26 protein-coding genes are annotated in these 21,482 nt (G+C 31.1%); 9 read left to right on the top strand and 17 right to left on the bottom strand.

Annotated elements, in window-relative coordinates:
* Positions 1 to 27 precede the first annotated feature (27 nt).
* Positions 28 to 756 (top strand): SDR family oxidoreductase, encoded by a 729-nt coding sequence (locus tag Q4517_RS06150; protein ID WP_303507444.1) that lies wholly within the window; start codon positions 28 to 30, stop codon positions 754 to 756.
* Positions 757 to 861: 105 nt separating this feature from the next.
* On the opposite strand, the gene fumC is transcribed toward Q4517_RS06150, so the two are convergent.
* Positions 862 to 2,262, bottom strand: a complete 1,401-nt coding sequence (fumC, locus tag Q4517_RS06145; RefSeq protein ID WP_303507442.1) for a class II fumarate hydratase — start codon at positions 2,260 to 2,262, stop codon at positions 862 to 864.
* Between the two features lie 145 nt (positions 2,263 to 2,407).
* Between fumC and Q4517_RS06140 the strand changes: the two genes are divergently transcribed.
* A complete protein-coding gene (locus Q4517_RS06140; RefSeq protein ID WP_164505156.1) occupies positions 2,408 to 2,584 on the top strand; it encodes a hypothetical protein in 177 nt (58 codons plus the stop codon).
* Positions 2,585 to 2,656: 72 nt separating this feature from the next.
* Here Q4517_RS06140 and Q4517_RS06135 read toward each other — a convergent pair whose 3' ends face one another.
* The 5 genes from Q4517_RS06135 to Q4517_RS06115 all read right to left on the bottom strand — a co-directional run bounded on the left by Q4517_RS06135 (position 2,657) and on the right by Q4517_RS06115 (position 7,374).
* Complete coding sequence (locus Q4517_RS06135) at positions 2,657 to 3,427, bottom strand: pentapeptide repeat-containing protein (protein WP_303507429.1); 771 nt, start codon at positions 3,425 to 3,427, stop codon at positions 2,657 to 2,659.
* Positions 3,428 to 3,547: 120 nt separating this feature from the next.
* Complete coding sequence (locus Q4517_RS06130; protein WP_115900777.1) at positions 3,548 to 3,820, bottom strand: HU family DNA-binding protein; 273 nt, start codon at positions 3,818 to 3,820, stop codon at positions 3,548 to 3,550.
* A 187-nt stretch (positions 3,821 to 4,007) separates the two neighbouring features.
* Positions 4,008 to 4,952: a methionyl-tRNA formyltransferase gene (gene fmt / locus Q4517_RS06125; RefSeq protein ID WP_303507423.1), complete on the bottom strand. Its 945-nt coding sequence runs from the start codon at positions 4,950 to 4,952 to the stop codon at positions 4,008 to 4,010.
* Positions 4,953 to 6,839: an ATP-dependent DNA helicase RecQ gene (locus tag Q4517_RS06120; protein WP_303507421.1), complete on the bottom strand. Its 1,887-nt coding sequence runs from the start codon at positions 6,837 to 6,839 to the stop codon at positions 4,953 to 4,955.
* Positions 6,832 to 7,374: an ATP-binding protein gene (locus tag Q4517_RS06115; protein ID WP_303507419.1), complete on the bottom strand. Its 543-nt coding sequence runs from the start codon at positions 7,372 to 7,374 to the stop codon at positions 6,832 to 6,834. Before Q4517_RS06115 ends, Q4517_RS06120 begins: the two co-directional genes overlap by 8 nt.
* 116 nt (positions 7,375 to 7,490) lie before the next feature.
* Here Q4517_RS06115 and Q4517_RS06110 point away from each other — a divergent pair, with 116 nt between their 5' ends.
* From Q4517_RS06110 to Q4517_RS06085, 6 genes are all read left to right on the top strand, one after another.
* Positions 7,491 to 7,772 (top strand): DUF493 family protein, encoded by a 282-nt coding sequence (locus tag Q4517_RS06110; protein WP_303507417.1) that lies wholly within the window; start codon positions 7,491 to 7,493, stop codon positions 7,770 to 7,772.
* 324 nt (positions 7,773 to 8,096) lie between these two features.
* The gene (locus Q4517_RS06105) at positions 8,097 to 8,957 is read left to right on the top strand and encodes a hypothetical protein (protein ID WP_303507415.1); all 861 of its coding nucleotides are present in this window, start codon (positions 8,097 to 8,099) and stop codon (positions 8,955 to 8,957) included.
* On the top strand, positions 8,920 to 10,296 hold the full coding sequence (locus Q4517_RS06100) for a peptidylprolyl isomerase (RefSeq protein ID WP_245939450.1): 1,377 nt from the start codon (positions 8,920 to 8,922) through the stop codon (positions 10,294 to 10,296). The genes Q4517_RS06105 and Q4517_RS06100 overlap by 38 nt, the downstream gene beginning before the upstream one ends.
* Before the next feature lie 100 nt (positions 10,297 to 10,396).
* Entirely contained in the window at positions 10,397 to 11,350 is a 954-nt protein-coding gene (locus Q4517_RS06095) for a MoxR family ATPase (protein ID WP_303507408.1), read from the top strand.
* A 1-nt stretch (position 11,351) separates the two neighbouring features.
* Positions 11,352 to 11,798 carry a nuclear transport factor 2 family protein gene (locus tag Q4517_RS06090; protein WP_303507405.1) on the top strand — a complete coding sequence of 149 codons (447 nt, stop codon included), beginning with the start codon at positions 11,352 to 11,354 and terminating at the stop codon, positions 11,796 to 11,798.
* 10 nt (positions 11,799 to 11,808) lie between these two features.
* Positions 11,809 to 12,336 carry a YgcG family protein gene (locus Q4517_RS06085; RefSeq protein WP_303507403.1) on the top strand — a complete coding sequence of 176 codons (528 nt, stop codon included), beginning with the start codon at positions 11,809 to 11,811 and terminating at the stop codon, positions 12,334 to 12,336.
* Between the two features lie 72 nt (positions 12,337 to 12,408).
* On the opposite strand, the gene Q4517_RS06080 is transcribed toward Q4517_RS06085, so the two are convergent.
* Positions 12,409 to 13,296: a 3-hydroxybutyryl-CoA dehydrogenase gene (locus Q4517_RS06080; protein WP_099216090.1), complete on the bottom strand. Its 888-nt coding sequence runs from the start codon at positions 13,294 to 13,296 to the stop codon at positions 12,409 to 12,411.
* A gap of 152 nt (positions 13,297 to 13,448) precedes the next feature.
* The gene (locus tag Q4517_RS06075) at positions 13,449 to 14,408 is read right to left on the bottom strand and encodes a Gfo/Idh/MocA family protein (RefSeq protein WP_303507393.1); all 960 of its coding nucleotides are present in this window, start codon (positions 14,406 to 14,408) and stop codon (positions 13,449 to 13,451) included.
* A 219-nt stretch (positions 14,409 to 14,627) separates the two neighbouring features.
* Here Q4517_RS06075 and Q4517_RS06070 point away from each other — a divergent pair, with 219 nt between their 5' ends.
* Positions 14,628 to 15,269, top strand: a complete 642-nt coding sequence (locus Q4517_RS06070; RefSeq protein WP_303507391.1) for a protein-L-isoaspartate(D-aspartate) O-methyltransferase — start codon at positions 14,628 to 14,630, stop codon at positions 15,267 to 15,269.
* Positions 15,270 to 15,543: 274 nt separating this feature from the next.
* Here Q4517_RS06070 and Q4517_RS06065 read toward each other — a convergent pair whose 3' ends face one another.
* The 9 genes from Q4517_RS06065 to Q4517_RS06025 all read right to left on the bottom strand — a co-directional run bounded on the left by Q4517_RS06065 (position 15,544) and on the right by Q4517_RS06025 (position 21,463).
* Positions 15,544 to 15,714: a hypothetical protein gene (locus Q4517_RS06065; protein WP_303507388.1), complete on the bottom strand. Its 171-nt coding sequence runs from the start codon at positions 15,712 to 15,714 to the stop codon at positions 15,544 to 15,546.
* A gap of 20 nt (positions 15,715 to 15,734) precedes the next feature.
* Positions 15,735 to 16,595 (bottom strand): substrate-binding domain-containing protein, encoded by an 861-nt coding sequence (locus Q4517_RS06060; RefSeq protein ID WP_303507386.1) that lies wholly within the window; start codon positions 16,593 to 16,595, stop codon positions 15,735 to 15,737.
* Positions 16,596 to 17,465: a nucleoside phosphorylase gene (locus tag Q4517_RS06055; protein ID WP_303507384.1), complete on the bottom strand. Its 870-nt coding sequence runs from the start codon at positions 17,463 to 17,465 to the stop codon at positions 16,596 to 16,598. It abuts the gene before it with no gap.
* Positions 17,466 to 18,410, bottom strand: coding sequence for a DUF1835 domain-containing protein (locus tag Q4517_RS06050; protein WP_303507382.1), 945 nt, complete (start codon positions 18,408 to 18,410; stop codon positions 17,466 to 17,468).
* Between the two features lie 146 nt (positions 18,411 to 18,556).
* Complete coding sequence (locus Q4517_RS06045; protein ID WP_303507380.1) at positions 18,557 to 18,880, bottom strand: translation initiation factor; 324 nt, start codon at positions 18,878 to 18,880, stop codon at positions 18,557 to 18,559.
* A gap of 5 nt (positions 18,881 to 18,885) precedes the next feature.
* Positions 18,886 to 19,833 (bottom strand): isopenicillin N synthase family oxygenase, encoded by a 948-nt coding sequence (locus Q4517_RS06040; protein WP_303507377.1) that lies wholly within the window; start codon positions 19,831 to 19,833, stop codon positions 18,886 to 18,888.
* A 60-nt stretch (positions 19,834 to 19,893) separates the two neighbouring features.
* On the bottom strand, positions 19,894 to 20,577 hold the full coding sequence (locus tag Q4517_RS06035) for a DUF6048 family protein (RefSeq protein ID WP_303507375.1): 684 nt from the start codon (positions 20,575 to 20,577) through the stop codon (positions 19,894 to 19,896).
* A 22-nt stretch (positions 20,578 to 20,599) separates the two neighbouring features.
* On the bottom strand, positions 20,600 to 21,076 hold the full coding sequence (locus Q4517_RS06030) for a DUF6452 family protein (RefSeq protein WP_303507373.1): 477 nt from the start codon (positions 21,074 to 21,076) through the stop codon (positions 20,600 to 20,602).
* Positions 21,077 to 21,100: 24 nt separating this feature from the next.
* Positions 21,101 to 21,463 carry a four helix bundle protein gene (locus Q4517_RS06025; RefSeq protein ID WP_303507371.1) on the bottom strand — a complete coding sequence of 121 codons (363 nt, stop codon included), beginning with the start codon at positions 21,461 to 21,463 and terminating at the stop codon, positions 21,101 to 21,103.
* Positions 21,464 to 21,482 lie beyond the last annotated feature (19 nt).

Genomic DNA, 21,482 nt, shown 5'->3' with positions numbered 1-21,482 from the left:
AAAATAATTATAACAAAGTAATGATTTATGGAAGATAAAAAATTAGTAGTTATTACTGGAGCTAGTTCTGGTTTTGGATTAGAAATGGCTAAAATGTTTGCAGAAGACGGATACCCTCTTTTATTATTAGCAAGAAGGGTAGAAAAGATGGAGGCTTTAAACTTACCTAATACCTTGTGTAAAAAAGTTGATGTAACTGATAAAACAGGATTAGAAAAAGCAATAAGATCGGCTGAAGCTGTTTATGGAGAAACTGATTTATTAATAAATAATGCAGGGGTTATGTTATTAGGATCCATTGAAACACAAAATGCCAATGAATGGCAAAAAATGTTAGATGTTAATGTAATGGGAGTGATGCATGGTATGCAAACGGTAATACCAAGTATGAAGGCTCGTAAAGGTGGAACTATAATAAATTTGTCATCTATGGCAGGTTATCAAGCTTTTGAAAATCATGCAGCATATTGTGCTAGTAAGTTTGGTGTTCGTGGGTTAACACAAACAGCGAGATTAGAGTTATCTCCCTTTAACGTTCGAGTAATAACAATTGAACCTGGTGCGGTTAAAACAGAATTGCTCGAGCATACTACGGATGATACAATAATTAAAGGATATAACGAGTGGAAAGAGAGTGTAGGAGCTGTTAATATTACTGCTAAAGATGTTGCTAAGACTATAAAGTTTGCATATGAGTTACCACAATCTGTGTTGTTAAGAGAAATTGTTATTTGCGATACTATGCAAGATGCTTAGTCTTTTCTTTTAGGGTAGCATTATTTTAGAATAAGACAATACAATATGTAATAAAAAAACCACAACATTTTGTTGTGGTTTTTTATGTTTATGTGAAAGAAGTAATTACTTTAAACTTCCTGTCATATCTTCTGGTTTTACCCATTCGTCGTATTGTTCAGGAGTTACATACCCTAAACGTACCGCTTCTTCTTTTAAAGTAGTTCCGTTAGCGTGTGCTGTATTAGCAATTTCAGCAGCTTTGTAATATCCAATCTTAGTATTTAAGGCAGTAACTAACATTAATGAGTTGTTTAATAACTCAGTGATTCTTGTTTGATTTGGTTCAATACCAGCAGCGCAGTTTACATCAAACGATACACAAGCATCCCCAATTAATTGAGCCGATTGTAATACGTTAGCTGCCATCATAGGTTTAAAAACGTTTAATTCGTAGTGACCTTGAGTACCACCAACAGTTACCGCAACATCGTTACCCATTACCTGTGCACATACCATGGTAATCGCTTCTGCTTGTGTTGGGTTTACTTTTCCTGGCATAATAGATGACCCTGGTTCATTTGCAGGAATGATGATTTCTCCAATTCCTGAACGTGGCCCTGATGCCATTAAACGAATATCGTTGGCGATTTTATTTAACGAAACAGCTAATTGCTTTAAGGCTCCGTGTGTTTCAACTAAGGCATCGTGTGAAGCCAAAGCTTCAAATTTATTTTCAGCAGTTACAAATGGTAACCCTGTAAACTCAGCGATATATTTAGCAACTAATATATCGTAACCAGCTGGAGTGTTTAATCCAGTACCTACGGCAGTTCCTCCTAAAGCTAATTGTGCTAAATGTGCTAAGGTATTTTTTAAGGCTTTTAATCCGAAGTTTAATTGTGCTACATACCCAGAAAATTCTTGTCCTAAGGTTAGGGGAGTAGCATCCATTAAGTGTGTACGACCGATTTTAACTACATCCTTAAATGCTTCTGATTTAGCTTGTAACGTATCGCGTAATTGTTCAACTCCAGGAATGGTTACTTCTACAATCTTTTTGTACGCAGCAATATGCATTCCTGTAGGAAAAGTATCGTTAGACGATTGCGATTTATTTACATCGTCATTTGGTTGAATGGTTTTATCTCCTTCACCAATTACATTTCCTGCAATTTCGTGTGCACGGTTCGCAATTACCTCATTTACATTCATGTTTGACTGTGTACCAGAACCTGTTTGCCAGATTACTAAGGGGAATTGGTTGTCGTGCTTTCCTGCTAAAATTTCATCACATACTTGTGCGATTAAATCACGTTTTTTAGTAGCTAAAACACCTAACTCTGCGTTAGTATAAGCAGCAGCTTTTTTTAAGTATGCAAATCCGTGTACTACTTCTAAAGGCATAGAGGCAGCAGGACCAATTTTAAAGTTGTTACGAGAACGCTCGGTTTGTGCTCCCCAATATTTATCAGCAGGAACTTCTACTTGTCCCATCGTATCTTTTTCGATTCTGTATTTTGTCATTATAAATGATTTAAAAGGCTAAAAATTATTGATGTTCAAAATTACAAATTCTAATAGTTTTTAATAGTGATTTTTATCAGATTTTATTGGAGGAAAAGAAAAATAGTTATAATTTTGTCGCATAACAATTATTAATAAGAAACAAATGTTAGATTTTTCAGAATTTTCAGGATTGGTATTATTCATGTTTATTTTTACAGCTGGATTTTGGTTGTTAATTTTCTTATTAACATTTGTAGTTCCTTACTGGATTGGTGGAACTATTTGGGAAAATATGAAATTAAAGAGAGAAGCTAAAAAAGCTGCTGAGGAAGGTAAGTAGTTTTTTATATAAGATATATTTTAAAAACCACGCATTTGCGTGGTTTTTTTATGTGTAAAACTTAAACAACTTTTATTTCTTTAATAAATGTTTATTAAAACTTTTTCCGTTTATTTTGGTGTATTTTGAATCAATATCAAAGACTACTTCCATACCAGTAATATCAAATTCACCTGATACTTTGGTGTATTTAATATTTAAATCTTCTTCAAATCTCACATTTCTAAATGACACACCATCTTTAAATTCTGTATATTTGAAAATAGCACTTTCATTAAAAACAGCGTTTTTAAAACTAACAAAACGGTTAAAGTCTGCATATTTAAAGGTAGCAGGTTCTACAAAAGAAGTATTTTCAAAAGTAATATCTCTATTAAACTTCGCATATTTGAAGGTAGAATCTCCTTTGAATTTAGTGTTAGAAAAATTAGAATCTTTTTCAAAATCAGAATACTTGAACATGGCTTTTTGTTCAAAAGTACAGTCTTTAAATACAACTACATCTTCAAAGTTAGCAACAAAAGTATATCCACTTTTTTCATGAGGAATGTAGGCAAGTACATCATCATCAAAAACACAGTTTACAAAAGAAACTTTATTGGTAATTTGTTTTTCAATAGTATTAGACCCTCCATTATTCCACCAACGTTTTCTTTTAGGTAATTTAGGTAAGGCTTCGTTCATAAAAGTAAAGTCTAATACACCTTTAATAGTTGCGTTTGAAATCTCTATTGCTTTTCCGTTTTTAAGGTCTTTCATAATATCTAATGCACTTATAGTTTTTTGCGAAAAAGCAGTTGAAAAGCAAAACAAAAGTCCAATAATAGTAACTATATTTTTCATTTTAAATGGTTTTAAGTTCTATATAATAGACAACCTATATTTGTTTTTTGTGACACTTATATAAAAAAAGGTAGCATTTAATTACCTAAATGCTACCTTTAATATGTTTCGTGGAAAATATTAGTTTACTGAATCGCTTAAACCAGCACCAGCTTTAAACTTAACTACATTTTTAGCAGCAATTTGAATTTCTTTTCCTGTTTGAGGGTTTCTACCAGTTCTAGCAGCTCTCTTAGAAACAGACCAAGTTCCCCATCCAACTAAAGCAACTTTATCACCTTTTTTTAAAGTGTTAGTTACGTTAGCAGTTAAAGAGTCTAATGCAGCTTTTGCAGCAGCTTTTGAAATTCCTGCATCAGCAGCCATCGCATCGATTAAATCTGATTTGTTCATAATTTAAATAGATTTTAAAATTAATTAATGTTTTTTTTGCTTCAATAGCTCAACAAATATAGACGGAATGCGGGATTGTGCAAGATTTGACTCAAAAAAAATACTCTTTTGTTAATAAGTTGCTATGAATTGTTAATAACCACTATCTGGTTTTTGTTAAAAAGGTTAAAACCTTGTAAACAAAGGGCTACAGCACTTTTGCTTCTTTTTTAAACTGATAACCATTCAATAAACTTTGAGTATCCATTAATTTTTTGCCAGAAATTTTAATTTGATGGATATTTAAGTAACCATTTGTAACAGCAATTTTTAACTCTTTTTTAGAGGTAATAACAGTACCAATATCAAAGCTATGTGAAGAAAACTCTTTACTAACTCCATATATTTTGGCTGATATTTCTTCATCTCCATTTAAAATGGTTGTCCAAGCCGCAGGATATGGGTTTAACCCGCGAATATGATTATAAATATCACCTAAAGGTTTAGACCAATCTATTTTACAGTTATGCGGAAATAATTTTGGAGCAGATTTTTCTTCTAGTTCAGGTTGTTTAGTAGTTGTAACATCACCCTTTGTTATTAAGTCTAAGGTTTTAGCAACTAATTTAGCTCCTAAGTACATTAATCTATCGTGTAACTCGCCAACAACTTCATCTTCTTTAATTATTACCTCACTTTGAAGTATAATTTCACCAGTATCAATTTTATCATCAATAAAGAAAGTAGTAACACCTGTTTTGGCTTCGCCATTTATAATTGCCCAGTTAATAGGTGCAGCACCACGATATTCTGGTAATAATGAAGCATGTAAATTAAATGTACCATATTTTGGCATTGCCCAAACTGATTTTGGTAACATTCTAAAAGCTACCACAACCTGTAAGTTGGCATTCCATTTTTTTAAGTCTTCTTGAAACCCCTCGCTTTTTAAATTTTTAGGTTGAAGGATAGGCAAGTTTTGAGATAAAGCATATTTCTTTACTGCAGATTGATTAAGCTTACGACCTCTACCAGCAGGTTTGTCTGCAGCGGTGATAACTCCTACTACATTATAATCATTCTCCACTAAGTGCTGTAAAATAGTAGCAGCAAAATCAGGAGTTCCCATAAAAACGATGCGTAAATCTCTCATTTATTTTAAAAAGTATTTATTGTTTTTTGTGTGTATTTTCTCTTCAGCAAGAAGTTCTCGCAAAAGTATTAAAATGTTCGCTTCTTTTTCATTTAATAGTGAGCAGATTTCAGTAACTGTAAAGCTTTTTTCGTTTCTGAATAATGAAAAAACTTCTTTTAGAGTTACAGTAGGTACTTTCTTTTTATGTAAACATACATCACAAATATCACAATTATTAGTGTGATGCTCACCAAAATAGGAGAGGAGCTGTACACTTCTACAAACTGAATTGTTTTCTATAAACCTAAGTAAATCTCTATTCTTTTGTTTTTTCTGTTTGATATATTGTTGAATGTTTACAGCAATTCGGTTGATAGTTTTATTATCTTCTCTGGGATGTAAAAAGAAAAGCTCTGCATTGTTTGTTGCTTTGGAATAAGTAATCAATTCTTTTTGAGCTAATTTTTCCAAAGTGTCAATTACAAACCAAGAAGTCGTTCCTAGTTTTTTAGCAATATAGAACTCATCAATTTTCACAGGGTTTTCAAATACCCCACCATACATACGCAAAACTTGCTGAATAAAGTTTTTTACTTGAGAGTTTTGATTAGCATGTAATATGACTTGTTTACTTGAAACTAAAAATTGAATAGTAGAGTTTTGTTGAAAATTATGATTTAGCTCTATTATTCCATTATTGTTAAGTATTTGAAGTGTATTAAATGTTTTGTTAGGAATAAAATTGTACTTACTACAAAAGTCTAAAAAATTAAAATCGAAAGCAGTTTCTATAAACTCTCCTTTAACGATTTGAAAGTGTTGATATAGTTTTTGATGAACAATTTTTATTTCTTCAATGGTTGGTAATGATTTTTCGAGTAATTCACTGCTTAAAGAAATATCACTACTATTTGTTAATACTACAGAAAAAGACTTTATTCCGTCACGCCCGCCACGACCCGCTTCTTGGATATAATTCTCTATAGAAGATGGTAAGTTAAGATGAACAACTACCCGAACATTGGGTTTGTCAATTCCCATACCAAAAGCGTTGGTAGCAACAATAATTGGAGTTTTCTCTGACATCCAACTTTCAAAAGCAAGTTTTTTTTCTATAGAAGAAAGACCACCATGATACAAAGAACTTTTAAAACCTTGTGCATTTAAGTAGCTACTAATTTCCTTTGTTTTACTACGAGTATTTACATATACAATAGTAGGAGCTTTTGTTTTGGTGAAAATCTGATTGAGTTTACCAAGTTTATCTTCAGTTTTAAAAATTTGGTAGGCTAAATTCGTTCTAAAAAAAGATTTTTTGAAAACGGAAGGTTCTTCTAATTCAAGAGAAGAAATAATATCTGAAATTACTTTTTGAGTTGCCGTAGCTGTTAAAGCAATTATTGGAACAGTTGGTTGTAACTCTTTTAAAATGGTAATTTTTTGGTAAGATGGACGGAAATCATGTCCCCATTCAGAAATACAGTGTGCTTCATCAATGGCAATTAAGTTTACATTTAATTGCTTTATTTTTTTTTGAATAAAACGAGATTGTAATCGTTCAGGAGAAATATATAAAAACTTAGTGTTTCCAAATCGGATATTATCAAATAATGTAATTATCTCATCTTGTGTACTTCCAGAAGGTATTAAAGTAGCTTTTATACCTTTATTAGTAAGATTAGAAACTTGGTCTTGCATCAAAGCAATTAATGGAGAAACTACAATGCAAACACCTTCTTTAACTAATGCAGGAATTTGAAAGCAGATAGATTTTCCACCGCCTGTAGGAAGTAAAGCAACAATATTATTTCCTGCTAAAACTTCAGTAATTATTTCTTGTTGAGGCTTTCTAAATGAATTATAGCCCCAATAATGTTTTAATATTTCTAACGATTTATCATACATCGTATTTTAACGAATGTAAAATAAAATCACAGCGCTCTTGTACCGAACCAAAAGGAACGTTAATAATATTATAGCCTACTTCTTCATAAGCTTCCTTTAAAAAGGTATCTATTTTTACTGATTGTTCGAAAGTTTCATAACGCTCGTTATCAGATTTATAAATGGCTTCCCAAGGTGAACACATAAATACTTTACTGTATAAATATTTATTACTTTTTTCAATAAAAACCTCTGGGTAGTCAGATCCTAAATAATTCATATACGCATGTACATCAGGAATTCCTCTGTCAAAAAAGATGACTTCTGCATCGCTTTGATGAGCTTCTAAGTACTGTTGTTCTCTCCCTTCTAATAATAGTTGGCTAAATAATAAAGGTTGCTCTAAGAAAAGTTGGTCAACCCCATCTTTTTGAGCTTTTACTGTAACCTCTCTTGAAATCTCTGGCATACATTGATACCCTCGTTTAATAAATTCTCTTAAAATAGAGGATTTACCCGTACCTGGACCACCTATTAAAACTATTTTTTGTTGCATGGGGCAAAAATAAAAGTTTCAAGTTATAAATATAATAAATAGTGTAATTTTGTGCTTCATCATTATATATTCTATATTTTTTGATGAATTTTAATAAAAACAGTAATTTTTGAGTTATGCAAGATAGAGAAGCTTTTTACGCAAAATTAAAATCACAGTTAGAAGATACTACAACCTTTCCAGCTAAGTATTTATATAAATTTATTGTTCCCACTGATGGTAACCAGGTGAAAGAAGTCCAAGATTTATTTAATGATGGAGGAGCAGTTATTAATACAAAAAAATCTAAAACAGGAAAGTATGTAAGTGTATCAATACATATTACCGTAAAAAGTTCAGATGAAGTTATTTCGTACTATAAAAAAGCAGAGGCAATAAAAGGAATTATTTCTTTGTAAATTTATAGTGTAAAGAAAATACTCTTATATTTTCCATTTTTTACGTTGTAACATTTTTGTGTTAAAAAAGAATCAGAATTATTTTGTATAAATGATTCTTAGAAAGTTTACTCAAAAAGACTTTGTATAACTTGTTGAAAAAATATACAGAAATCAAAGACTATGGTTACAACTTTTTTTTAAAACTAAAAATATGGCAAAGAACTTGATAAAATAAGAGAATAAGTAATTATCAAGACTAACTAGAGAAAAAAATGGGTTAAAAAGCTACGAAATAACAGTATGGTTAGAGTAAGAAAAGGGGGCATTAATAAATAGTATAAAGTGAGAAAAAATATTTTTTTAATAACATCATTATTAGTAATAGTTTCATGCGATTTTGTAAGCCTAAAAACAAAAAAGGCTACAAATGAAAGACCAATAGCTACAGTATACAATAAACACTTGTATAAAAAAGATATTGCAGGGTTGTTGCCTAAAAACCTTTCACCTAAAGATAGTTTAGTTATAGTAAAAGGGCTAATTAACTCGTGGGCAAAACAAGAATTATTGTATGTAAAGGCTGAAGAGAATATATCAGAAGTAAATAGTGAAGAGATACAAAGCCTAGTTAATGATTATAAAAAAAGTTTATATATTAACGGCTATAAAGAGCGTTTGATTAAACAACAACTAGATACTGTTGTTACTGAGGAAGAGATAGCCATGTATTATAACGAAAACAAAGATAACTTTAAGGTAAGTGAAGAACTTGTACAGTTTGAGTATGTACATTTTGGTAAAAATTATTTGGATAAAAAAGAGACAATAAAGCAGTTTAAATCAGAAAAAGAAGAAGACAAAGAAGATTTAGAAAGGCACTTGTTAAACTTTAAATCATATCGATTACAAGATTCAACTTGGGTAACTTTTGATTATTTAAAGAAAAAAATTCCGCCTTTTCGTAATGAAACAAAAGAAAACTTGTTAAAAATATCAAAATTCATACAAAAAGAAGATAGTTTAGGAGTATATTTGGTCGCTGTAAAAAATATGTTACCACAAAATGCTACGGCTCCATTAAGCTATGTAAGTCCTAGAATAAAACAAATTATTTTACATAAAAGAAAATTAGAATTAATACGAGATATTGAAAAAACGCTGATAAATGATGCAATTGAAAACAAGAACTTTAAAGAATATTAGTATAGTATTTACGTTGTTTTTAGTAAGCTTAACAACAATTTATGCACAAGGTACAAAAGTAGATGGTGTTGCTGTTGTGGTAGGTAAAAACATTGTTTTAGATTCTGATATAGATAAGTTTAAGCAAGAGGTAGAATTAAGAAGTGAGGGTAAGGTAAAGATTTCTGACTGTGAAATGTTAGAAGAATTAATGCAGCAAAAATTATTAGCTCATCATGCAGTGATTGATAGTGCTACAGTATCACAATCAGAAATAGATAGTAGGGTAGATAGGAGTATTGCTTTCTTTTCACAAGAATATGGAAGTGAGGAAAAAGTAGTTGAAGCTTATGGTTTTAATGATATTGAAGATTTAAAGAAGGAGCTAGGAAGGGTTCAAAAAGAAAATCTATTAATAGAAAAAGAGCAACAAAAAATCACAGAAAATATAGATGTTACTCCAGAAGAGATTCGTATCTATTTTAAAGGTTTAGAAGATAAAAAAGAATTACCTGAAATACCTGCAGAAGTTCAATTACAACAACTAGTAATTAAAGCAGAACCAACTAAAGAAGAGGAAGAGCGTGTTATTAACAAATTAAAAGAAATTAAAAAAGAGGTTGAAAACGGTGCTAGTTTTAAGTTAAAAGCAATTATTAACTCAGAAGATCCAGGAGTAGCTCAGAATGAAGGGAAATATGTGATAACAAAAGATAGCCCATTTATTAAAGAATTTAAAGAAACGGCATTTTCATTAGATGTTGATCAAATTTCAGAGCCAATTAAATCTGCTTTTGGTTATCATATACTTCAATTACATAAAATAAAAGGGAATCAACGTGAAGTATCTCATATTTTAATGCAACCTGAGGTTTCTGATAAAAAATTAAATGAAACTAAAGAGCAAATAGAAAAAATAGTAGCTGATATAAAAGAAGGAAAGATAACTTTTGAAGAAGCTGTAAAAAAGTATTCTGAAGATGAAGAAACAAAAAATAGTGCAGGTATAATTATGAATCCTTATACCCAAGAACCTACTTTTGAGTTAACAAGAATGCCACCAGACTTATTCGCAAGAATTAGCGAATTAAAAAAAGGTGATTTATCTGATATCTACTATGATGAAACTCGTGAAGGCGAAAAGATGTACAAAGTAATCTTATTAAAAGAGAAAACAGATACACACAAAGCAGATTTAGTTCAAGACTATGTAAGAATGCAACAATTTGCTTTAGCTAAGAAAAAAGAAGAAGAAATTACAAAATGGACGAAAGAAAAAATCCAAGAAACTTACTTAAAATTAAGCAACGATTATAAGAAGTGTACTTTTAAGAAAGATTGGAAAAAAGAAAACAAATAAGAAATAATAAATTTAGTATATTGTCATTCCCGCGAGAGCGGGAATTTCATTTTATAAAAGTTTGTAATTAAATTTATTGAATAAAGAAAAACTTTAATTTATGTCTGACGTAACAGCAGTAAACACATTGGTAGAAAAGTACAGCCAACTACAACAAGAAATAGGAAAAGTAATTATAGGACAACAAGAAGCTGTAAACTATACACTACTTTCAGTTTTTTGTGGAGGACATTCGTTGTTAATTGGAGTGCCTGGGTTGGCAAAGACCTTATTAGTAAACACAATTTCTAGTGCATTAGGACTTAACTTTAATAGAATTCAGTTTACTCCAGATTTAATGCCTTCCGATATTTTAGGTAGTGAAATATTAGATGAAACACGTCATTTTAAATTTATAAAAGGACCAATTTTTTCGAATATTATTTTAGCGGATGAAATTAACCGTACACCACCTAAAACACAGGCAGCCTTGTTAGAAGCAATGCAAGAAAAGTCGGTAACTATTGCTGGACACCATTATAAATTAGAATTGCCTTTTTTTGTACTAGCTACGCAAAACCCTATTGAGCAAGAAGGAACATACCCGTTACCAGAAGCTCAGTTAGACCGTTTTATGTTTTCAATAAACTTAGAGTATCCAAGTTTTGAAGAAGAAGTGCAAGTAGTAAAAAATACTACTTCAATAATTAATCAAAAAGTAAATGCTATTTTTTCCTCAGACGAAATTATAGCTATTCAAAAGCTAATTCGTAAAATTCCTGTAGCAGATAACGTAGTTGAATATGCAGTTAAATTGGTAGGTAAAACACGTCCTAATTCAGATAAAGCAACCGAGTTAATCAAAAAATATATCGATTGGGGAGCAGGACCTAGAGCTTCACAAAATTTAATCTTAGCAGCAAAAGCACATGCAGCTGTACACGGAAAATACTCACCAGATATTGAAGATGTTCAAGCAGTAACTATTCCTATTTTATCACATAGAATTGTAAAGAATTATAAAGCAGAAGCTGAAGGAGTTACTGTAAAAGAAATTATAAACTCATTATTTTAAGATGAAGAAGTTATTAACTGTCATTTTTTTACTTATACTATTTGTTTCGTGTAAACAAGAAGCAACTCAAACTGTCTCAGAAGAAACAGAAAAGCAAGAGATTTTATCCGTAATGAAAGCACAAGAAGAAGCTTGGTCTAATCACGATTTAGAAGGTTTTATGCAAGGGTATTGGAAGAGTGATTCATTAAAGTTTTACGGACGTAACGGAATAACTTTTGGTTGGCAAAAAACCTTAGATAACTATAAAAAAGGGTATCCAACAAAAGGACACTCAGGAACGTTAACTTTTAAGATTAATGATATTTCTAAAATTACAGATGGAGCTTATTCGGTTATGGGAGAATATCACTTAAAAAGAAACGCAGGAGACGCTAACGGTGTTTTTATGATTGTCTTCAAGAAGATACAAGGCGAATGGAAAATCATCGCTGATACTTCGTGTTAGATTAAGAAAGATGAAAGAAAAAGTAATTATAGTAATACTGCTTTTAATAATCATAGTGTTTTCATGTAAAAATACAGAGAACCAAAAAGAAGTAGTCTTTTTTAATAAGTCAAAAGAAGTTGTAGAGAGTAAGTTTCCTTTTCCGATAGGTTATGTGAATGATTATGAAGATATGTTTACAAATGATGAAGAGCAAAAATTGGAAAAACTAATTGATGATTATGAAAAAGAATCAACAAATGTTATAGCAGTCGTTACTATCAGCAGTTATAAACCGTATGATAATATAGAAGATTATTCTTTAGCATTGGCTAATGATTGGGGAGTAGGAAGAAAAGATAAAAATAATGGTTTAACAATTGTTATTAATAAATTAGAAAGACAAATACGAATATCTACAGGGTTAGGAACAGAAAAAACGCTTACCGATGAAATTTGCAAAAAGGTAATAGATAGTGTAATTGTTCCTGAGTTTAAAAACGAAAACTACTATAGAGGAATTGAAAAAGGAATTGATAGTTTAATGAAACAATGGTAAAGTATTAATTATAAAAAAAGAGAAGTTTTTCTAATGAAAACCCCTCTTTTTTATAGTTATAATCTATAAAGTTTAAGAAAACATCTTCGCAACTTTCTCTGCTTTTCTACTTTCAGAATAATCATAAAAACCTTCACCAGATTTTACTCCTAATTTTCCTGCTGCAACCATGTTTACTAATAACGGACATGGAGCATACTTAGGGTTTTTAAATCCGTCATACATTACGTTTAAGATAGATAAACAAACATCTAATCCAATAAAATCAGCTAATTGTAATGGTCCCATTGGGTGTGCCATTCCTAATTTCATTACAGTATCAATTTCAGCAACACCAGCAACACCATTGTATAAAGTTTCAATACTTTCGTTAATCATTGGCATTAAAATACGATTGGCAACAAAACCAGGGTAATCATTTACTTCAACAGGAACTTTGTTAATTTTCTTAGTTAAATCAACTGTAAAGTCCATTACTTCATCAGAAGTGTTGTATCCTCTAATAATTTCAACCAACTTCATAATTGGCACAGGATTCATAAAGTGCATTCCAATTACTTTTTCAGGTCTATTGGTAGCTGCTGCAATTTGAGTAATTGAGATTGATGAAGTGTTGGTAGCTAAAATAGTATCTTCAGCACAAGCTTCATCTAAATCTTTAAAAATCTTAAGTTTTAAATCTACATTTTCAGTAGCTGCCTCAACAACTAAACTAGTGTTTTGAACACCTTCTTTAATAGAAGTATGTGTAGTAATGTTATTTAAAGTATTATTTTTATCGTCTTCAGTAATTTTTTCTTTCGCTACCATTCTATCTAAGTTTTTAGTAATGGTTGCTAGCCCTCTATCTAAGGCAGCTTGCGAAATGTCGATAAGTTGAACATTGTATCCAAATTGAGCAAACGTATGCGCAATTCCATTTCCCATTGTTCCAGCTCCAATTACGGCGATATTTTTCATGTTGTTATGTTTTGATATTTATATGGGCGTTCCCCTCTGGGGCGGGCTTTCCGTTACAATCTTTTTTGTTGTATTCTTCGATTCATTCAGAATAACAAAAAAGGATTTTCACTGCAATCCCTAACGCGGTTATTACTTATTTACTTTATACGTTAAAAACAGTCTATAATTTGATGCGCTACACGTAAAGCTTCAGTACCCTGACGTAACGAAACAATAGGAGTAGTGTTATTCTTAATAGCATCAGCAAACGAATCTAATTCATCTAAAATAGCATTGTTGGCAACTACTTCAGGGTTGTCATAATAAATTTGCTTTTTAACTCCCTCAGCATTTTGTAAAATCATAGCAAATTCATCAGGTTTTTCTGGTACATCTTTCATTCTAACAATTTCCGATTGTTTTTCTAAAAAGTTTACTGAGATATACGCATCTTTTTGAAAAAAACGACTTTTACGCATGTTTTTCATCGAAATTCTACTAGCTGTTAGGTTGGCAACACATCCGTTTTCAAATTCAATACGAGCATTGGCAATATCAGGAGTTTCTGAAATTACGGATACTCCACTTGCATGAACACTCTTTACTTTTGAATCTACTACCGATAAAATAATATCAATATCATGAATCATTAAATCTAAAACTACAGGAACATCGGTTCCTCTAGGGTTAAATTCAGCTAAACGGTGTGTTTCAATAAACATAGGAGTGTCAATCAAGTCTTTTACAGCCATAAAAGCAGGATTAAAACGCTCTACATGCCCAACTTGACCACGAACATGGTATTGACTAGCTAAGGTTCTTATAGCTTCAGCCTCTAGCACTGTATTAGTAATAGGCTTTTCAATAAAAATATGCTTCCCTTTTTCAATGGCTTGCTTAGCACAATCAAAGTGAGAAAGAGTAGGAGTAACAATATCAACTACTTCAACAGCATCAATTAATGCTTCTACTGAATCGAATAGTTTATAACCAAGCTCATCAGCTATTTTTTGTGCATTTTCTGTAAAAGGATCGTAAAACCCTACTAATTCGTATTTTTCTGATTGTTGTAACAAACGCAAATGGATTTTTCCTAAGTGACCTGCGCCTAAAACTCCAGCTTTTAACATAAGTGAAAGATTATTAGTTATTTGATTGGTTTGTTGAAAAAGAATTCATTTCTACAAAAAATCAACGCAAACAAAGATACACTTTTATACAGATTTATTACTACTTTTATCCTGCCGAAATTTTATAATTAGTGAGCCCCATAATGGGTATTTTAAATAAGAAATTATAGGTTTTATAGTAATTTAGCTAGTAATACCTATTGGTAGAGTAATGTAAGAATGAAGGACACAACCAAACATCAAGGACTTAGAAATCAATTAGCAAACGTTTTAGAAGCAAAAGGAATTAATGACGAAAAAGTATTAAAAGCTATCAGAAAAATTCCAAGACATTTGTTTATGGATAGTAGTTTTGAAGCGCATGCGTATCAAGACAAAGCATTTCCTATTGCTGCTGAACAAACAATTTCTCAGCCATATACAGTGGCTTTTCAATCACAAGTATTAGAAGTAAAGCCAGAAGAAAAAGTATTAGAAATAGGAACTGGTTCTGGATACCAAACGGCAGTATTATTAGAATTGAATGCAGAGGTGTATTCAATAGAAAGACAACATGAGTTATTTAAAAAAACTTCAATGTTTTTGCCAAGACTTGGATATAAGCCAAAAAGGTTTATTTTTGGTGATGGTTACAAAGGATTACTAGAAGAAGCTCCTTTTGACAAAATTATTGTTACAGCGGGAGCACCGTATGTACCTAAAGCATTGTTAGCACAAATTAAAGTAGGAGGTAGGTTGTTGATTCCTGTGGGGGATCAAGAGCAAGTAATGACACTTTTTATAAGGAAATCACCAAAAGAATTTGAAAAACACGAATTGGGAGATTTTAGGTTTGTGCCAATGTTAAAAAAGAAAAATTAATCATTAAAACTAAATTATATTATGAAAAAAGAGAATAAAACAAAATATTACGTTATTACATGTGTAGGAATCATGTTATTATTAGTAATGGTGTTTGCCTTTGAAAAAGGTGCTCTGTTAGGAGAAATTATAGCAAAGTAAAGAATTAACACGTATAAGATAAGCTCAAATCCTTTTCTATTTTAGAAAAGGATTTTTTGTTATAAGAAAAGTCAAAATAAAAAAATCCGCCTAAAAAAGCGGATTTATTGAATTTGAATAAAGAAACATCAACTTATTCAGCGATTGCTATTTCAGTCGCATCTGCAACTACTACCTCTTGTTGTTGATGTTGTTTTTGTTTGTTTTTATTAGTTTTTGCTAATCCACAAGGACTAGTACTTCCGCAAGAAGAAAAACCTAATAAACTAACAGTACAAATTGCAATAAATACTACTTTTTTCATTATTTTTAGTTTTATAAAAATCAAATATACATATTTCTGATTAAGTCACCAGAATTTTCCTTCTTTTCAATAACGTTGAACTCTACCATTTTATTTTGTATGTCCGTAATTAAATTTTCAGAAATAGCTTCGCCGTCGTTCCATTCAGTAATAGATAACCATTCTTGAATATCTTCTATTTGTTGTTCATATCTGTTGGCAAGAATTTCATCAATATTATCAAAGTCTTTAAAATCTTGTGTACAATTATTAATAATGTTGTGCACTTTTTTTACTTCTTCAAAATGATTTTCTAATATTTCATCACGAACAGCAATAACAAAACAAGGCCATGGAGTAGGACAGTTACCAACTCTTCTAAAAGTACCGTTATCAACCAATGGTTTAGTGGTAAAGTGTTCCCACATAAAATAATCAGCTTCTCCGTTAGTTAAAGCATCAATTCCTCCTTGTAAGTCGTCAACCACTTTAAACTGTAATTTGTTAATGTCCCAACCATTGTTATGAGCATTTACAATTGCCATAAGTTGAGAGCCAGAACCAAAACGACTAATGGCTACTGTAGCGTTCTCTAAATCATCAATTGTTTTAAATTTAGAATTGGCAGCTACATGGATTCCCCAAACAAGAGGGCTTTTTACAAAGGTTTGTGTAATTTTTGACGGATTTCCGTTAATAATATCCTTTATAATTCCTTCAGTAAGTACTAAGGCAATATCAACTTCACCAGAGCGTAAAGCTTTTGTCATAGCTCCAGTACCTCCAGGATAATCTTTCCAGCGTAAGTTGATTCCTTCTTTGGTATATTCTTTATTTTTTAAAGTGATATACCATGGATAATTAAAGTGTTCTGGAACACCACCTATTTTTAATTTCAGCATTTATTCAACTAATTTGTCAAGAGTATATTCAATCAAATCATTTACTACTTTGTATGGATCTTCACTAAATGTTCCGTTGGCTCTATTAGCAATAATAGCATTCATTGAAGCAGCATTGTGACCTAGTAGTTTAGCTAACCCATAAATGGCAGATGTTTCCATTTCTAGGTTGGTAATTCGATTGTTGTTATAGTTAAAACTATCTATTTTTTTATTTAAATCGGGGTCTTGTAAAGGCAAGCGCAAAACACGTCCTTGAGGTCCGTAAAATCCACCAGCAGTAGCAGTAATTCCTTTGTATAACTTATCAGATAATAATTTGTCTTCTAAATATTTTCCGTTAGCTATAATTAATGGATATGATTTTTTTGTACTCCAATTAGTGTGTTTTATAAAAGCTTCTTCAATATCAGGATGTGAAATTTCATCTACTTGATAAGATTGTAACATACCATTTAAATCCAATGCGTGAGAACTTAATAAAAAGCTATCAACAGGAATGTCTGCATGCAAAGAACCTGAAGTTCCAATTCTGGTAATATTTAACGATGTATGTTTTTCTTTAGCTTGACGTGTGTTTAAGTCGATATTAACTAATGCGTCTAACTCGTTTAAAACAATATCAATATTATCAGGACCTATTCCCGTAGAAATTACAGAAATCCTTTTTCCTTTATAGGTACCAGTAGTGGTTTTAAACTCTCTTTTTTGGGTGCTAAACTCTATAGTATCAAAGTGTTTGGTGACTTTGTCGACACGATATTGGTCTCCAACAAAAATGATATTTGTAGCAATGTGTTCAGGTCTTAAGTTCAAGTGGTAAATACTACCATCTGGATTTAAGATGAGTTCAGAATGTTGTATACTCATTTACGATGTAATTTTTAACAGCTTATCAGTAGAGTTTACATAGAGATAGCTGTATTTTTTTGCGCCACCAAGATACGAAAAATCAGAACGAATTTTTGCATAATAGTTAGTTTGGTTTTGCAACACTTTTTTACCTGTTTTACTAAGTTTTACAGGATCAAATGAGGTAAATAACTTTTTAAGACTTTCAAGTTTGTTAATGTATTGAATATCACCAAATCCGTAGTTTTCTTGATAAGTTAAAAGGTTAGTTAAAAGTTCATCTTGGTTAGCAAATGTATGTTCGTTAGCTACTTTTAAAATATTATTTTCAATATGATTTAATCCATTTTCAATAGAAGGAAAACGAAGTAAATGTGCTTTTATAGCGTTTTCGAGATATACAAATGGTGATTCTGGATTAAATTTATGTGCATTTTCAAGAGGTAACGGGCTGTCTGAGCAATATAGTTGCCATATATAGTCAGCATACTCTATGTCATCTTGAGAAAGCTCTATTTTTTTATTAAAATGCTCTATTAATTGGGTGTCAGATAATTCACCTAAACCATATAGTTTTTTAGGGTTATCTATTTTACCACTTGTAATTAAAGATATTTTGTGGTTTTTACGGTATCTTTTTAGCCAGCTTATTACTGCTAACATATTTACTTGACAAAATAAATCGTATTCAAACCATAAAACAATTTCGTCTTGTTGTTTTTGGTTACAAAGGTTGCGGTATTCTTTAAGGGTATAATCTATAAACTTCTTTTTGGTAACTTTATAGGTAGTTTTTAAAAAGTCAAAGCGGGTTTTCCAAAAGTCTTCACTACCTACGTCTACTGATGTTTTTCCTTCACATAACATTTCGCGCCACGTAATAATATCACCTTCAATGTTTAATTTTTGAAGTCTTTGAGTTGTGACGTCTCCATTAGTTATGTGTAATAAAGAATGTTTCATGGTTTTAGGGAATTGGTTGATTTCTTTATTTATATAAAATAAACGGTTTATTTTATACGTTATTATTTATTGGTTGATATTTAATGCTTTACAAAAGATGTAAATATAAAAAAAATGTCGAAGAATAAAATTCTCGACATTTTTACTTATCCACCAACGCGTTTTACGTTGAATCCTTTATCTTTTAAAAGTTGCATTATAGTATCTCTATAATCCCCTTGAATTATGATTTTATCGTCTTTAAAACTACCGCCAACACTCAGTTTAGTTTTAATTTCTTTAGCAAGCTTTTTAAAATCTTGAGTAGCTCCATTATACCCATCTATAATGGTAACTGGCTTCCCTTTTCGTTTTTCATACTTACAAAGAATTGGTTCTTCTTGTAGCCAGACATCAGGTTTTTTCTCTTCAGGTTTTTCTTCAAACTGATGCTCTGGGAATAGGTTTTTTAATTGATCTTGTAAATCCATTAGATTTATTTTTTCAATCCTAATTCGCGTAAACGCTCATCTAAAAACTCACCAGCAGTAATATCTTCAAACTGTTTTGGGTTGTTTTCATCAATACAGTTTTCTAAAACATCTAATTTCATATCAGAAACAGGATGCATGAAAAATGGAATTGAATAACGAGATGTTCCCCATAATTCTTTAGGAGGGTTGGTTACACGGTGAATTGTTGATTTCAACTTGTTGTTACTATGACGCGATAGCATATCACCTACATTAATCATTAATTCATCATCTTCAGCTATAGCATCAATCCATTCACCTTTATGGTTTTGAACTTGTAGCCCTTTTCCTTGAGCTCCCATTAACAAAGTAATTAAATTAATGTCACCATGTGCGGCAGCTCTTACGGCTCCTTTAGGTTCGGTAGTGATAGGAGGGTAGTGAATTGGACGTAAAATACTATTTCCTTTTTTAATGTAATTATCAAAATAAGTTTCTTCTAACCCTAAGTGTAATGCTAACGAGCGTAAAACGTATTTTGCAGTTTTTTCTAACATTTGGTAAGCTTCTTTACCAACTTTGTTAAAGCTAGGAAGTTCTTCAACTTCTACATTTTCAGGATATTCTTTTGCGTATTTTGAGTCAGCATCAACATACTGACCAAAATGCCAAAACTCTTTTAAGTCTCCTTCTTTTTTTCCTTTTGCACTTTCTTTACCAAATGAAACATATCCTCTTTGACCACCAATACCTGGAATTTCATACTTCTCTTTTACATCTGTAGGTAAATCAAAAAACTTTTTGATTTCAGCATATAAGTTGCCTACTAGTTCATCGTCTAAAAAGTGCCCTTTTAATGCTACAAATCCTATATTCTCGTAAGCGTCACCAATTTCATTGATGAATTTTTGTTTTCTTTCAGCATCGTCCGATAAAAAATCTGCTAAGTTTACGCTTGGAATTTTATTCATTGTTAATAAGTTTTATTATTCAGGCAGTAAAGTTAGTGAAATCAAGCGTATGCTGATAATTTATTTATTAACAAAAGGGATTAAGTACGATATTGTATAATTAAATCCGAATCCTGTACTACTTTCAAAAACACGATTAAAACCGGGTGTATAAAGAGTTTTAAAGCCTTCTTGGTCGTCAACACTTAGCATGATTTTATACGAAAAACTAAAACCTATAAACAAGTTTTTAAAAGTTTCGGCTTTTATACCTAGTTGAAATTCAGTCCAATGAGCGGTAAGTCCACTATCAGATATAGGTGTTGTTACAGGGGTTGAAGGAAAGTAAGGAGGAATGTTTTCAGTACCTGAAGATACATTAGGTTGATAGCTGTTTAACGTGTGGTCAAAGATGGCAAAACCGTAACGCATACCAACATAAATTTCGTTATTCATGTCTAACCAATTCTCGTAAGCGTTGTAATTTGCTCCAAGTCTAATATAACTTCCTTTTGAACTAGAAGAAGAAAAGTCTTCATAAGTGGTTTCATCTTCAAAACCTAATTCAGTGGCGATGTACCATTTTTTTGATACTCTATAATCACCTACTAATTCAAGTCCGCTATAACTTTTGTCAATAATAGCAAGACCAGGTTTACTAATGTCTAATCCAATACGTAAGCCATATCCTGTTTTATATGTAACGGTATCTTTTTTTTCTTTGGTTTCTTCTTTAGATGTATTTATTTGTGAGTATCCGTTCACAAATACAAAAACGAAACATAAACTAATGAAATACTTGTACATGAGCGCTAGCTTGATTATCGATTAATGGAATTTCTGTAGTTGATAAACTGTTTATCCAACCTGTATTACTTAAAGTTACATTTTCATAAATAATTCTGAAACCACATGAGCGAGACACAAAGTCTTCCTTAGGATTGTACTCAATAGTAAGTGTAGCCGTTTGGTTATTAGTTACATTGCCATCTACATCATTCATTTTTAGTGTATAGACTGTTTTTTGAGATAGGCTGTTTAAAGGAATAGCAATACTATCATTAGTCATATTTGTAAAAAGACTATCGGTTTTTCCTTCAGCAATGACAGATAAACGTTCAACTTTTTTTAATTCGTTGTTTTCATCTTTGTTATAAAAACGGAGTACTAAGTTAGGTGTTACAGGGTTTTGTGTACAGAAATCATCTTTTTCACAGGCAGTTAAACCTGCTAGGAATATGAATAGAGCAATGTATTTTTTCATATAATTGTTTATCTGTTTAGTTGTTTATGCGTTAAGTTGAGATTTTTTTAATGCGTTTAACATATTGGTTATCTTTTCTAGCTTTTTTCTGACTAAAATATAATCTTTTTCAGAAATATAGTTTAGTTCTCTTGAGATTATGAGTTGATTTAACACTTCCATTGCTGAACTATAAGAAATAGTAATAAAACGTGCTTTATCTTTATTACTTATTCTTGATGTTCCTTCTGCTAAATTGGAAGCAATAGAAACTGTAGCTCTTCTTAGTTGAGAAATTAATCCAAATTGTTCATTCGAAGGAAAGTCATTAGTTAAATTATAAATATCTTTGGTTAAAGAAACACTTTCTCTCCAAACTTCTAATTTTTCAAAAGAATAAATTTTCATAGTAAATAAACCTTTAAAC

Origin of the sequence: Tenacibaculum sp. 1_MG-2023 (assembly GCF_030547425.1) — a bacterium.
Lineage (GTDB): Bacteria > Bacteroidota > Bacteroidia > Flavobacteriales > Flavobacteriaceae > Polaribacter.
Note: the sequence above shows the minus strand (reverse complement) of the source record. Positions and strands in the feature narration are given on the sequence as shown.